The organism is Ruegeria atlantica, assembly GCF_001458195.1.
GTDB lineage: Bacteria > Pseudomonadota > Alphaproteobacteria > Rhodobacterales > Rhodobacteraceae > Ruegeria > Ruegeria atlantica.
In genome coordinates this window covers 77,425-91,274 of sequence record NZ_CYPU01000073.1, presented here as the reverse complement: position 1 = coordinate 91,274, position 13,850 = coordinate 77,425, and the positions used below count along the sequence as shown (strand labels likewise).

General features: G+C 58.6%; 13 protein-coding genes. 5 read left to right on the top strand and 8 right to left on the bottom strand.

Features of this window, described 5'->3' with window-relative positions:
• The first annotated feature begins 1 nt into the window (after position 1).
• Genes glmS through RUA4292_RS22415 form a run of 3 tightly spaced genes read left to right on the top strand, consistent with a single transcriptional unit; the run spans position 2 to position 3,066 of the window.
• Positions 2-1,825, top strand: coding sequence for a glutamine--fructose-6-phosphate transaminase (isomerizing) (gene glmS, locus RUA4292_RS22425; protein WP_058279613.1), 1,824 nt, complete (start codon positions 2-4; stop codon positions 1,823-1,825).
• Between the two features lie 3 nt (positions 1,826-1,828).
• Positions 1,829-2,371: a pyridoxamine 5'-phosphate oxidase family protein gene (locus RUA4292_RS22420; protein WP_058279612.1), complete on the top strand. Its 543-nt coding sequence runs from the start codon at positions 1,829-1,831 to the stop codon at positions 2,369-2,371.
• Between the two features lie 8 nt (positions 2,372-2,379).
• A complete protein-coding gene (locus RUA4292_RS22415) occupies positions 2,380-3,066 on the top strand; it encodes a DNA alkylation repair protein (protein ID WP_058279611.1) in 687 nt (228 codons plus the stop codon).
• Here the strand turns inward: RUA4292_RS22415 and RUA4292_RS22410 are convergent.
• Positions 3,054-3,470: a hypothetical protein gene (locus RUA4292_RS22410; protein WP_058279610.1), complete on the bottom strand. Its 417-nt coding sequence runs from the start codon at positions 3,468-3,470 to the stop codon at positions 3,054-3,056. The two genes, RUA4292_RS22415 and RUA4292_RS22410, sit on opposite strands and share 13 nt — an antisense overlap.
• 90 nt (positions 3,471-3,560) lie before the next feature.
• Between RUA4292_RS22410 and moaA the strand changes: the two genes are divergently transcribed.
• Together moaA and RUA4292_RS22400 are read left to right on the top strand one after the other, a co-directional pair.
• Positions 3,561-4,568: a GTP 3',8-cyclase MoaA gene (moaA, locus tag RUA4292_RS22405; RefSeq protein WP_058279609.1), complete on the top strand. Its 1,008-nt coding sequence runs from the start codon at positions 3,561-3,563 to the stop codon at positions 4,566-4,568.
• A gap of 1 nt (position 4,569) precedes the next feature.
• On the top strand, positions 4,570-5,868 hold the full coding sequence (locus RUA4292_RS22400; RefSeq protein WP_058279608.1) for a 3-deoxy-D-manno-octulosonic acid transferase: 1,299 nt from the start codon (positions 4,570-4,572) through the stop codon (positions 5,866-5,868).
• Between the two features lie 80 nt (positions 5,869-5,948).
• Here the strand turns inward: RUA4292_RS22400 and RUA4292_RS22395 are convergent, their stop codons facing one another.
• The 7 genes from RUA4292_RS22395 to RUA4292_RS22365 form a co-directional block, all read right to left on the bottom strand.
• Positions 5,949-7,112 (bottom strand): M20 aminoacylase family protein, encoded by a 1,164-nt coding sequence (locus tag RUA4292_RS22395; RefSeq protein ID WP_058279607.1) that lies wholly within the window; start codon positions 7,110-7,112, stop codon positions 5,949-5,951.
• A 59-nt stretch (positions 7,113-7,171) separates the two neighbouring features.
• Positions 7,172-8,314, bottom strand: coding sequence for an MFS transporter (locus tag RUA4292_RS22390; protein WP_058279606.1), 1,143 nt, complete (start codon positions 8,312-8,314; stop codon positions 7,172-7,174).
• A 69-nt stretch (positions 8,315-8,383) separates the two neighbouring features.
• On the bottom strand, positions 8,384-9,661 hold the full coding sequence (locus tag RUA4292_RS22385; RefSeq protein WP_058279669.1) for a DUF3422 family protein: 1,278 nt from the start codon (positions 9,659-9,661) through the stop codon (positions 8,384-8,386).
• Between the two features lie 107 nt (positions 9,662-9,768).
• Positions 9,769-10,125 (bottom strand): VOC family protein, encoded by a 357-nt coding sequence (locus RUA4292_RS22380; protein WP_058279605.1) that lies wholly within the window; start codon positions 10,123-10,125, stop codon positions 9,769-9,771.
• An 86-nt stretch (positions 10,126-10,211) separates the two neighbouring features.
• Positions 10,212-11,666 carry an NAD(P)(+) transhydrogenase (Re/Si-specific) subunit beta gene (locus RUA4292_RS22375; RefSeq protein ID WP_058279604.1) on the bottom strand — a complete coding sequence of 485 codons (1,455 nt, stop codon included), beginning with the start codon at positions 11,664-11,666 and terminating at the stop codon, positions 10,212-10,214.
• A 13-nt stretch (positions 11,667-11,679) separates the two neighbouring features.
• Positions 11,680-13,251, bottom strand: coding sequence for a Re/Si-specific NAD(P)(+) transhydrogenase subunit alpha (locus RUA4292_RS22370; protein ID WP_058279603.1), 1,572 nt, complete (start codon positions 13,249-13,251; stop codon positions 11,680-11,682).
• A 127-nt stretch (positions 13,252-13,378) separates the two neighbouring features.
• Complete coding sequence (locus RUA4292_RS22365; RefSeq protein WP_058279602.1) at positions 13,379-13,828, bottom strand: methyltransferase family protein; 450 nt, start codon at positions 13,826-13,828, stop codon at positions 13,379-13,381.
• Between the last annotated feature and the right edge of the window lie 22 nt (positions 13,829-13,850).

The following is a 13,850-nucleotide window of genomic DNA, read 5'->3' as shown; positions in this document are numbered from 1 at the left end:
TATGTGTGGAATTGTAGGTGTACTGGGTGAGCATGAGGCCGCGCCAACTTTGGTCGAGGCGCTAAAACGTCTTGAATATCGTGGCTATGACAGCGCCGGGATTGCCACGGTCAATGGTGGCACGCTTGGACGTCGTCGGGCGGTCGGCAAGTTGGTCAACCTGAGCGATCTGCTGGTGCACGACCCGCTGCCCGGCAAATCCGGTATTGGTCATACCCGTTGGGCTACCCATGGCGTACCGTCGGTGACCAACGCGCACCCGCATCAGGCCGGCCCTGTGGCGGTTGTTCATAATGGTATCGTCGAAAACTATCGTGAGTTGCGGGCAGAACTGGCCGAACATGACATCGGTTTCGCGACCGAGACGGACACCGAAACCGTCGCCCTGATGACGGAGTATTACCTGAAGACAGGCCTGTCGCCGGTTGAGGCCGCCTTCAAGACCATCGATCAGCTTGTTGGTGCGTTTGCGCTGGCCTTTCTGTTCGACGGTCAGGACGATCTGATCGTCGCCGCGCGCAAGGGATCACCTTTGGCTATCGGTCACGGAGATGGTGAGATGTACGTGGGCTCAGACGCCATTGCGCTGGCCCCGCTTACGGATCGCATCACCTATCTTGAGGAAGGCGACCGGGCTGTTCTGACCCGGACCTCTCTGGAAATCCGCAACGAAGCCGGTGAATTGGCTAATCGCGAGACTCGCCAGATCAAACTGGACCACACACAGACCGAAAAGAACGGCCATAAACACTTCATGGCCAAGGAAATTGCCCAACAACCCATCGTGATTGCCGACGCGATCCGGTCATACCTGCCAAGTGGTGGTGATCAGGTAGTTCTGCCTGGCGCTGATTTGGATTTCACCAAACTGGATCGTTTGACCATGGTGGCCTGCGGTACCGCATTTTACGCCTGCCTGACGGCGAAGTACTGGTTCGAGCAATTGGCCCAAATGCCCGTCGAGGTCGATATCGCCAGCGAGTTCCGCTATCGCGAACCTCCGATCACGGGGCGCACGATGGCGCTGTTCGTTAGTCAGTCGGGTGAAACTGCCGACACTCTGGCGGCACTGCGCTATTGCGAAGGCAATGCAGACAAGATCGTCTCGGTCGTCAACGTCCCCGAAAGTTCGATCGCCCGCGAAAGCGATATATCCCTGCCCATCCATGCAGGCGTTGAGATCGGCGTGGCTTCGACCAAGGCGTTCACGTGTCAACTGAGCGTTCTGCTGATGATGGCGCTCAAGGCGGCTGCGGATCGTGGTACGCTGACCGACGACGAGCTGGCCGACCACTATGCTGCGCTACGCGGCCTGCCAACGGTGATGAATGCAGCGCTGGATCAGAATCCGGCCATCAAGACGTCCGCACAGCGCCTGTCCGAAGCCCGCGACGTTCTGTTCCTGGGTCGCGGCCTGATGTATCCGCTGGCGATGGAGGGGGCGCTGAAGCTCAAGGAAATCAGCTATATCCACGCCGAAGGTTATGCTTCGGGTGAGCTGAAGCACGGACCAATCGCCCTGATCGACAAGAACATGCCTGTGGTGGTTATGGCCCCGCGCGACGCCGTGTTCGACAAAACGGTGTCGAACATGCAAGAGGTGATGGCGCGCAAGGGTAAGGTTATTCTAGTCTCGGACGATGACGGGATTGCCGAGGCTGAAGATGGCGTCTGGAGCATCATCCGGATGCCGCATGTCCACCCCAGCCTGGCGCCGATCCTCTACTCGGTGCCGGCGCAACTGCTGGCCTATCACACGGCGGTGGCCAAAGGCACGGATGTAGACCAGCCGCGCAACCTGGCAAAATCGGTTACAGTGGAGTGAAACATGGCCAAGCAATTTCCGGAACTGGACGACGGGCAGCGTAAATTCATCGAAGAACAGCACATGTTCTTCGTCGGCACTGCGGCACCCGACGGACGGGTCAACATCTCGCCCAAGGGCATGGATTCGCTTCGCATTCTTGGCCCGAACCGGATTGCCTGGATGAACCTGACCGGCAGCGGCAACGAAACCGCCGGTCATCTGCTTGAAGCGAACCGCATGACGCTGATGTGGTGTTCGTTCACGACCCGCCCCATGATCCTGAGAACCTATGGCACCGCGCGCACGCTGCATGTGGGGGACGATGGCTGGGATGAATTGGCTGACCTTTTCCCTGATCACCGCAGCGCGCGTCAGATCTATGATCTGGATATCGATGTGGTCCAGACTTCGTGCGGCTATGCCGTGCCGTTCATGGAATATCAGTCCGAACGCGACACGATGCAGAAATGGGTCGATGGCAAGTCCGACGAGCAGATCCAATCCTACTGGGTTGAAAAGAACCATCAGACCATTGATGGCAAACCCACGCGCACCCGACCCTGAGTTTATTGATGCTTGAAGCCTATCTGGACCAGATCAAAGCCCATTCCGATCCCGAGCGCGCCGAACAAATGGCGGCCTACCACAAGGCCGACCGCACCCATCTGGGCGTGGCAAACCCGATCCTGAATGATCTGACCAAAACCTGGCGACAGGAGTTGGATGTGGCAGCGCGCGTCGAATTGGCAGATGCGTTGTGGCAGACCAATATCCACGAAGGACGCCTTGCCGCTGCAAAACTACTGACACAGGCACGCATACGACCTGATGATGCCGTTTGGGACCTGCTGCAAAGCTGGTTGCCGGATTTTGATGCCTGGGCTGTGGCGGATCACGCCTGCATGGCGATGCAAAAGCGCCTGTCAGCCGACCCTTCGCGGCTGGATCAGGTGGAAAGCTGGACAGAATCGGACCACATGTGGACCAGGCGCGCGGCGCTGGTGGCGACCCTGCCCTGGACCAAACAGAACCACCCCAAACCGGAAGACCTGCAATGCCGAGACCGCATTCTGGGTTGGGCTGCAGGCTACGTGCCCGATCGCGACTGGTTCATTCAAAAAGCCGTCGCTTGGTGGCTGCGCGAATTGTCCAAGCACGACCCGGACCGGGTCATTGCCTTTTTGAAAACACATGGCGACGCGATGAAGCCATTTGCGCGAAAAGAGGCCGGTAAATATCTGAAAGGTCAGTTGGAATAAACTTCCAGCTCAACCAGTTCATCAAATGGCAGCAGCAGGGCCCGCATCGCATCCAGCGAAAGGCGACTGCCGCCCCCGGCTGGCCCGGATGCCGGAATCAGCGTGATATAGGCCTGCGCGCCCGTCCGCGGTACAACCACGCGCCCGGTGAATTCAGTCTCCACCAAAGACGTTTCCAGCCATCGACCAGGTGTTATGGGATCTCCCAGACCGGCAATCGTGGTTTTTGGACCGAGCCAACCAGTGGCGGCAACGGCAACAGGTTGCGGCTCGACCACCTCTTCTACAACGGCTGGTTCTGCCTCTTCAGGGGGCTTGTCACCACCAAAGACACGATCGGTGGTCGACCGAACGGTGTCACATCCCGCCACCAGAACACAAAAAGCCAAAAGCGCATATCTCATGACGCAAACCTATCGCCCTGCGCGCATCTGTTCCAGCGCAAAGCGCAGTTCGCCCTTGTCGCAGGGCGGTTGCAGCTTTACCTATGTCGCATGACAGCTCCGCTTATCGACCCGTTCGCACGTGCCATCACCTATCTCCGCGTATCCGTCACGGATCGCTGCGATTTCCGCTGCGTCTATTGCATGTCCGAGGACATGACCTTTCTGCCCAAGAAAGACCTACTGACGCTGGAAGAGCTTGACCGCATGTGCTCGACCTTTGTGAACATGGGTGTTGAAAAGTTGCGCATCACCGGCGGCGAGCCACTGGTGCGCCGCAATATCATGACATTTTTCAATTCGATGACCCGACACCTGAACAGCGGCGCCCTGAAAGAGTTGACGCTGACCACCAATGGTTCGCAACTGCACCGATTTGCCGATGATCTCTACGCCGCAGGTGTGCGTCGCGTGAACGTATCGCTGGATACGCTGGACGAGGATAAATTTGCCAAGGTAACCCGTTGGGGACGCCTCAAACAGGTGCTGAACGGAATCGACGCCGCGCAGAAAGCGGGTCTGCGGGTCAAGATCAATGCGGTCGCCTTGAAAGGGTTCAATGAACCCGAGTTACCAAAGATCACTGAATGGTGTGCCGAGCGTGACATGGATCTGACCTGGATTGAGGTCATGCCCATGGGCGATATCGGAAACGAAGACCGCCTGGACCAGTACTGGTCTCTTGAAGATGTGCGCAAGGAATATGAAAAACACTATTCCGTCACGGATCTGGCCGAACGGACTGGTGGACCTGCGCGTTATGTACGGCTTGAGGATACGGGCCAGAAAATCGGCTTTATCACTCCGCTGTCGCATAACTTCTGCGAAAGTTGCAACCGCGTGCGCCTGACCTGCACCGGTGAGCTGTACATGTGCCTTGGGCAAGAGGATATGGCCGACCTGCGCGCCCCGCTGCGCGATCATCCCGACAGTGATAAACCAATGGAAGAGGCAATCAGGTCCGCGATCACCCTCAAGCCCAAAGGGCATGATTTCGACTATTCCCGTCAAGCCGTCGACGGCCAGATGAGCCGCCACATGAGCCACACGGGCGGCTAAAGTGCCAAACAACCCCGACCAGCCAACGCTGCTGTACAAGCTGTATTGCGGCCTGACTTCCGTTGCGGCCCCGCTGGCATGGCGCACCGTTCGCAAAAAGCTGCAGACGGCGGGCGTTCCCGAAACGCGCCAGCAGGAACGCCTTGGCCACGCCACGCAAACCCGCCCGGATGGGCAGCTGATCTGGTTCCACGCCGCCAGCGTTGGCGAAACTCTGTCGGTCATCAGCCTCATCAAACGTCTGGGCGAACGCCTGCCCAAGGCTGAGTTTCTGATCACTTCCGGAACCCCAACTTCGGCGGCGCTGATCGAGAAACGAATGCCGCCGCGCGCACGCCATCAATACCCACCACTGGACACAGCCGGACCGGTGAAGCGTTTTTTGGATCACTGGCGCCCGGACGCCGGCATTTTCGTCGAAAGTGAAATCTGGCCGCGCCTGATCATCGAAGCATCCCGGCGCGAGGTTCTGCTGGCGCTGCTCAACGCGCGCCTGTCGGATCGCTCGGTCGAGGGATGGAAGAAGCGACCCAAAACCGCGCGATTTATTCTGGACCATTTCACACTGTTCCTAACCCAGAATGACAAGACTGCAGCAAATCTTATCGACATGGGCGCACGCCCCGATCGGGTACAGCCCGGCACCAACCTCAAAGCCATGTCGGACCCGCTGCCGGTCGATCGGACCACGCTGAGCGATATCCGCGCTCAAATCGCCGACCGCCCGGTCTGGATCGCCAGTTCGACCCATGCAGGTGAGGAGGAAACGGTTCTGGCCGCGCATGCCAAGCTGTTGCAACGCTGGCCCGATCTGCTGCTTCTGCTGATCCCTCGGCACCCCGAACGACGGTCAGAGGTTGCAGATCTGCTCGAGTCCGCCGGGCAGTCCGCCGCCTTCCGCACTAAGGGCGACAAGATCGCGCCGCAGACTCAAGTTTACGTTGCTGACACACTGGGCGAAACCGGCACATGGTACGCATTGTGCCCTATCGTGTTCTTGGGCGGCTCGCTCAAGGAAATCGGCGGTCACAACCCGTTTGAGCCCGCACAGGCCGGTGCCGCTGTGATCACTGGTCCGGGGTACTTCAATTTTGCGGAAACCTTCGCGCCACTGATCGAAAGCGGTGGCGCGACCGAGGTCAATTCCGCTCCGCAACTCGCGGATGCCGTTGCGAATTGGGTGTCAGACGACACCGCGCTCGACAAAGCGCGGGCTGGCGCGAAATCCTGCGTAAACAACCAGAAATCCGCGTTGGACGATGTGATCAATACCTTGTGCGATACACTCAACCTCGCCTGACGCAGCAAGGGTCCACCTTCATCTGGCCATAAATATCCCAGGGAAGCGAGGGGCTGGCCCCTCGCCTCCCAATGCCTTCATCAGGCCGCGGGCATCCGTTGTTCCACGATCCCGGCCCACCAGCTGCATCCAGCCGGAATCGCCTCGTCGTTAAAATTATATTCGGGATGATGCACAGCCGCTGTATCGCCATTGCCAACCAGGATGTACGCTCCGGGCCGTTCTTCCAACATAAAGGCAAAGTCTTCACCGCCCATGATCAAGGGCGCTTCGTCACAGTTTCCAGACACCGAGCGCGCGACATCCGCTGCAAAATCGGTCTGCTCGTCGCTGTTTACCATCACCGGATAACCCCGGTAATAGGTCACATCGGCCTGACCACCAAAAGTGGTGGCGATACCTGCGCAGATTTCCTGAACGCGCTTTTCAGCCAAGTCGCGCATTTCCTTGCTCATCGTGCGCACGGTCCCTTTGATCTTCACCGATTGGGGGATCACATTGAACGCATTTGACGACGTCTCAAACGACGTGACCGAGACCACAAGGCGATCAATCGGGTCGGCATTGCGCGATGCAATGGTTTGCAGCGCCAAAACGGCCTGAGCAGCCATTACGGTGGTGTCGACCGTTTCATGAGGTTTGGCGGCGTGCCCGCCTTTGCCTTCGAAAGTGATATCGAATTGATCTGTTGCCGCAAAAAAGGCCCCAGGCCGAATAGCGAAGCTGCCCACTGGGCGCCCTGGCCAGTTATGCATGCCATAGACCTCCTGAATGCCCCAGCGGTCCATCATGCCGTCTTCGCACATCTCGCGCCCACCGCCGCCGCCTTCTTCGGCGGGTTGAAAGATCACGATCACAGTGCCGTCAAAATTGCGCGTCTCGGACAGGTATTTCGCGGCCCCCAACAACATCGCCGTATGCCCGTCATGGCCGCAGGCGTGCATCGCGCCGTCGGTTTTTGAAGCATAGCCCAGCCCGGTCGCCTCGTGGATCGGCAGCGCATCCATATCCGCCCGCAGCCCGATCACCTTGCCTCTTGTGTCCGTCTTGCCCTTGATGACGCCGACAACTCCGGTACGGCCGATGCCCGTCACCACTTCATCACAGCCAAAGTCCCGCAACCTGTCTGCGACCAAAGCACTGGTGCGGTGGGTTTCGAACAAGATTTCCGGGTTTTCGTGAATATCGCGTCGCCACTCGGTGATTTCACCCTGCAACTCGGCGAACCGGTTTTTGATCGGCATGTTGGTCTCCTAACTGTTGGTTTTCCGGCCTATTGCTCCGCTATGGCCCCGCCATGACTTCAATCTGTTTCGGCAGGTCGCAACGAACCCGCCAAAAGGACAATGAATACGGCCAGCGGCAATAGCGCCGTGAATGCTATGCTCAATGTAAGCATCTCTGCGAGAAACCCAATAAGCGGTGGGCCAATCAACAGGCCTCCGTAGCCCAGCGTGGCGACGCTGGCGATCGCCTGCCCCGGCGGCACGTTGGGATCACTTGCCGCCCGGCTGAACGCCAACGGCATGATTACCGCGTACCCGATCCCCATCATCGCAAAACCTGCCAATGCCAGCCCTGCCTCGGCAGCGGACACAACACAGAACACACCCAAAGCGGCGCAAGCCCCGCCAAATCGCGCTGTCGCGACCGGTCCAAAGCGCGCGATGACAAATCCGCCTGCCAAGCGGAATGCAACCATGGCCACGGAGAATACCGCATAGCCCAATGCCGCGATGCTTTCGGCGGCGTCGGTCACATCCCGCAGGAAAATCGCACTCCAATCCGCTACCGCGCCTTCCCCTAAAGCTCCGCACAAAGCGGTGAAGCCCACAAGGATCAATGCGCCTGATGGTAATGCAAAAACCTTGCCTCCGGACACGGTCGCGCGGCGCGATTCCCACCGCACACAAGCCAGTGCCAATGCCAGCCCAACGACGACCCCACCGGCCAACAGGAAATGCTGGATCACCGTCAGCCCCATCTGCACTGCTGCAAATCCGCTGAGGGCGCCCAACCCTGCCCCAAGGCTCCACATTGCGTGGAAGGATGACATCACGGGTTTCTTGTACGCCTGCTCAACCTCCGCCGCCCAGGCGTTCATCGCCACATCCATCGAGCCGTGGAAAGCCCCGAATACAAACAAAAAAGCCGCAAGCGACCAGAAGCTGCCCGCGAGGGCCAGAAGGATCAAAGAAACCGTATAGAGAACGGCAATGTACCGCGTCAGGACCACCGCTCCGAACCTGTCGGTTAGCTGGCCGGTGATTGGAAAAGAACACACAGCGCCCGCCGCCATGAACAAAAGGCCATATCCCAGTGTCTCATGCGTCAGGTCCAGTTTGTCCCGAACCGCTGGAATTCGCGATGCCCAGATGCCGAACAATGCGCCATTCAATATGAACATGGCGGCCACTGCCCGCCACGCCGACACGATACCAATCACAGAGAATTCCCCGACCCAGGTGTCAAACGCGTTTGTTGTACAGCGCGCGGGTCCAAAGGCAAAACGGATCTACTCCAACCGCTTTCGAATCCTACGAACGGCAAACCATACCGCCAAGACAACCGGAATCGTCACCGCTGCGCTTAACATCCCTTTACTGATCTCGGCACCCGTCAGGGGGTAGAGCAGATAGCTGACCAGCGATACGGCGTAATAGCTGATCGCGACCACGGAAAGCCCCTCGACCGTGTGCTGCAGACGCAGCGCCAGATCGGCGCGGCGATCCATGCTTTCCAACAGGGCCTGATTCTGCGCGCTGCGCTCAACATCGACGCGGGTTCGCAGCAATTCCCCTGCACGGATGGCCCGATCAGACAGGGCTTGCAGGCGACGTTCCGTGGATTTCACCGTGCGGATCGCCGGGTCGTATCGGCGCATCATAAAGTCCGCAAAGTTCTGACCGCCTTCAAAACGCTCTTCGCGCAGGACCTCAATCCGCTGATTTACGATGGCCTCATAGGCGCCTGTGGCTCCGAACCGAAACGAACACTGCGCCGCCAAAGTTTCCAGTTCAATCGAGGTAGACAGCAAGTCCTGCAGCAACTCGTCGGGCTGGGCAGAATTGTCGGTCATCTGCCCCATCAGGCGCGTCAGCTTTTCATCCAGTTTTCCAATGCGAGGCATCAGTTGTTTGACCCGCGCAAAACCCAGCATGGACATTGCCTTGTAGGTCTCGATCTCACACAAACGCTGGACGATCCGTCCCGTCCTGCGCCGACCGGTGCCATTCGCGACAAACAGCGCAAACCGCATGTGCCCTGCCGGATCGATACGAAAATCACTTGCACAAACAGCTGCGTCATCCAGCACCCGAGCAACAGCCAGGCTTTCTGGTTCGAACCAATCCAACAGCTTGGATTTGATCACCTCGTCGCCTTCGCGTTCGACAACACGCACCATGGCCGACGTGACCCTCTGTCCGGGGCTGGCCATCAACCAGTCGGGGGGGAAAACTTCAAAATCTGCCGGGTTGAATGCACGCTCGCTGACGTTCTGGGCGATGGCCGTATAGGTCACGAACTCGGTATGTTGTTCCCACTTCAACCAATGGCGGCCAATTTGCCCGGCATAGTGCGTGGCGTCCGGCTGCGGATGCTGCGCCCCGTGGCGGTCGAGAAGATCAATCAGGTGATCCAGATCCTCGCGGCGGTCCCGTGCGACGGCGGCGACAGACTTCTTGATCGCAAGAAAGACCACAGTACAGGGCATTGCCGCCACCGGAAACGGACGGGCGTGCAATTCATTGGCCAGCGCATAGCGCAGTGGATGGTCATCAATCGGCGTCATCTCAGGCTCCGTTTCGTCCGAGGCACTATACGACACCTTAAAATTTCATCAATTCTCTTTTTATTTCATATACTTACAGGGATACTACGGTATACAAACCCGCTATCTCATTGATTTGGCTGCCACAGCTCGATCGGGTTGCCCTCTGGGTCATGGATGCGCGCGAACTTGCCAACCTCACTGTCCCACTCTGCGTTTGTTTCAACTTCGATCCCAGCGGCCTCAAGCTGAGCTATCAGGGCCTCCAGATCATCGACACGAAAATTGATCATCCACTGCTGCTCGGATCTTCCGAAGTACGCGGTGTCCTGCGCAAAGGGGGCGAAGACTGTGTAACCCTCGCGCTGTTTCCATGGCTCCGGGATATAGTGATTTACGCCCAGATGCATTTCATACCACGCGCTCAGGGCCTCGGGATCACGAGCGCGAAAGAACACGCCGCCTATACCGTTCACTTTTTCCATCGGGCACCTCCTTTTCAAATCAGGATACACCAAAAACAGAAAAGGCGCCCGCTGGGGCGCCTTTCCGAAAGTTATCCTGACCCGGTTTAGTCGATCATAGGCAGTAGTTTGTCGAGGCTTGCCTTTGCGTCCCCGTAGAACATGCGGGTGTTTTCTTTGAAGAACAGCGGGTTTTCGATGCCCGAGTACCCGGTGCCCTGACCGCGTTTGGACACGAAGACCTGCTTGGCCTTCCAGCATTCCAGAACCGGCATGCCGGCAATGGGGCTGTTGGGGTCTTCCTGCGCCGCAGGGTTCACGATGTCGTTTGAGCCGATGACGATGGCCACATCCGTTTCGGGGAAGTCGTCGTTGATCTCGTCCATCTCAAGCACGATGTCGTATGGCACCTTCGCCTCGGCCAGCAGCACGTTCATGTGGCCCGGCAGACGACCCGCAACCGGGTGGATCGCAAAGCGTACATTCTTGCCCTTGGCGCGCAGCTTGCGGACCAGTTCGCTGACCGATTGCTGTGCCTGCGCCACGGCCATGCCGTAGCCGGGGATGATGACAACGCTGTCAGCGTCGTTCAGGGCCGCAGCCACGCCGTCGGCCTCGATGGCGATCTGCTCGCCCTCAACCGCCATCTGTTCACCCTGTGGGCCACCAAAGCCGCCCAGGATCACGCTGACAAAGTGACGGTTCATCGCCTTACACATGATGTAGGACAGGATCGCGCCCGACGAGCCCACCAGAGCACCAACCACGATCAGCAGGTCGTTGCCGAGACTGAAGCCAATCGCCGCTGCCGCCCAGCCCGAGTAGCTGTTCAGCATCGACACAACCACCGGCATGTCGGCACCGCCGATACCCATGATCAGGTGATAGCCGATGAACAGCGCCGCCAGCGTCATCAGGAACAGCGGGAAGAAGCCGCCTGATGCGGTGTACCAGATCAGACAGATCAGCGAGAGACCTGCCGCCGCCGCGTTCAGCGCATGACCGCCCGGCAGCTTGGTTGCCGCAGACGTCACTTTGCCCGCCAGCTTGCCATAGGCCACGACCGACCCGGTAAAGGTGATCGCACCGATGAAGACGCCCAGGAACAGTTCGACATGCAGGATCGACAATTCCGCCGGGGTTTTCTTGGCGATCAGTTTGGCAAACCCTCCGAGGCCCGTGTACAGAACTTCTTTCGATGCATCCGAGACCGCCATCACCTCGGCGACGTTCAGAACTTCAAAATGCGCGTTGTATCCGACGAACACAGCCGCCAGACCGACCAGCGAGTGCATCGCGGCCACCAACTGCGGCATCTCGGTCATCTGCACGCGCTGTGCGACGTACTGACCGATCAGACCACCGCCCGCGATCAACAGCAGCGACAGCAGCCACAGACCCGAACCGGGACCAACCAGCGTGGCGAAGACCGCCAGCGCCATACCGACGATGCCATACCAGACCGCGCGCTTGGCGCTTTCCTGGTTCGACAAACCGCCGAGCGAAAGGATGAACAGAACAGCCGCAACAACGTAGGCGGCAGTAGTGAAGCCAAATTCCATGTGCCCGGCCTCCTTAAGATTTCTGGAACATGGCGAGCATGCGTCGGGTTACGAGGAAGCCGCCGAAGATGTTGATCCCGGCCATGAAGATGGACAGCGCCGCCAGCAGAATGACCAGGAACGATCCCGACCCGATCTGCATCACAGCGCCAACGATGATGATCGACGAGATCGCGTTGGTGATCGCCATCAGCGGTGTGTGCAGGCTGTGCGCGACGCCCCAGATCACTTGGAAGCCCACAAAAATGGCCAGCACAAAGACGATGAAGTGCTGCATGAAGCTGGCCGGGGCGATCAGCCCCACCAACAGCATCAGCGCGCCACCAACACCCAGCAGGGTGAACTGCTGTTTGGTCTGCGCCTTGAAGGCCGCAACCTCCTGCGCCTTTTTCTCTTCCGGGGTCAGTTCCTTGACTTCCGGTTTCTTCTGCGCCGCGATCGCCTGCACCTTGGGTGGCGGCGGCGGGAAGGTGATGTCGCCTTCAAATGTCACAGTCGCACCGCGGATCACGTCATCTTCCATGTCGTGATTGATCTGACCGTCCTTTTCAGGCGTCAGGTCGGTCATCATGTGACGGATGTTGGTCGCGTACAAAGACGAGGACTGCGCCGCCATCCGGCTGGGGAAGTCGGTATAGCCGATGATGGTCACGCCATTGTCGGTCACGATCTTCTCATCCGCCACGGTCAGCTTGCAGTTGCCGCCCTTTTCCGCCGCAAGGTCAACAATGACCGAGCCCGGCTTCATCGCCTCGACCATATCCTTGGTCCAAAGCTCGGGCGCTTCGCGGTTCGGGATCAGCGCGGTGGTGATCACGATGTCTATCTCGGGCGCCAATTCACGGAACTTGGCAAGCTGCGCCTCGCGGAATTCCTCGGATTGAACGCTGGCATAACCGCCGCTGGCGGCACCGTCCTGCTGGTCTTCACTGAAATCCAGATAGACGAACTCGGCCCCCATCGATTCGACCTGTTCGGCCACTTCGGGGCGCACGTCGAACGCGTAAGTGATCGCGCCCAGCGAGGTCGAGGTGCCGATGGCCGCCAGGCCAGCCACACCGGCCCCAACGATCAGCACCTTCGCAGGCGGAACCTTACCGGCAGCCGTCACCTGACCGGTGAAAAAACGGCCAAAGTTGTTGCCCGCCTCGATCACCGCGCGGTAACCGGCGATATTGGCCATCGACGACAGCGCGTCCATCTTCTGCGCGCGGCTGATCCGCGGCACCATTTCCATGGCGACAACATTGGCACCCTTGGCCTTGGCCGCCTCCATCCCCTCTTCGTTGCCCGCAGGGTTGAAGAAGGAAATCAACGTCTTACCCTTGGTCAGACGCTTCAGCTCAGCCTCGTTCGGTTGACGCACCTTGGCAACAATGTCGGCCTGCTTCCACAGCGACGCAGCCGTCTTGACGACCTCAACCCCCGCTGCCTCATACGACGCATCCGAAAACCCTGCCGCAGCACCAGCACCCTTCTCAATCAGACATTCATAGCCCAACTTCTGAAGCTGCAACGCCGACTCAGGCGTCATCCCAACACGGTTCTCACCGTCATAAGTCTCTCTCGGTGTGCCTATCTTCACTGGCAGTCCCCCTAATTTTCACTCTGACCGAGCGGGTGGTCGGTATTGTTTGTTAAACAAAGGTGTATCCTGCGCAACATTATTTCGCAAGCGCAGCATTATTACGTTGTGTCATTACCACATCACCTCATATCCATCGGCGGGTTTGGCGTTCATATCGGGCAAAGTCGGCGCGAAAAGTTTTGCGTAAACGGTCCTCTTCGGGCATGATGAAACGACGTTCCAAAAGCCACACGAAAATCGGAATCAAAACCAGGGATGCAATCGCATCAAACCGCAGGATCAGGCCGGCCAAGATCAGCACATCGCCAACGTATATGGGGTTTCGGCTACGCTTGAAGATCCCCGATTGCACCAGCGATGTAGGCGTTTCATGCGGAATGATCGTGGTGCGATGTCGGCGAAACTCGGCTGCAGCCAGGACGATCAGGATAACTCCGCCCCCGATCAGAACACCGCTGAGCAAATCGACAAACGCATTGTCGAGCGACAGCCCCATCGGCATATGCCGCGCCTGCAGCCATGCCAGCACCGCAAAGCCCAGCAACCACACCGGAGGGACGTCGATTTTTCGCATGTCAGGCAATCTTTCATATCCG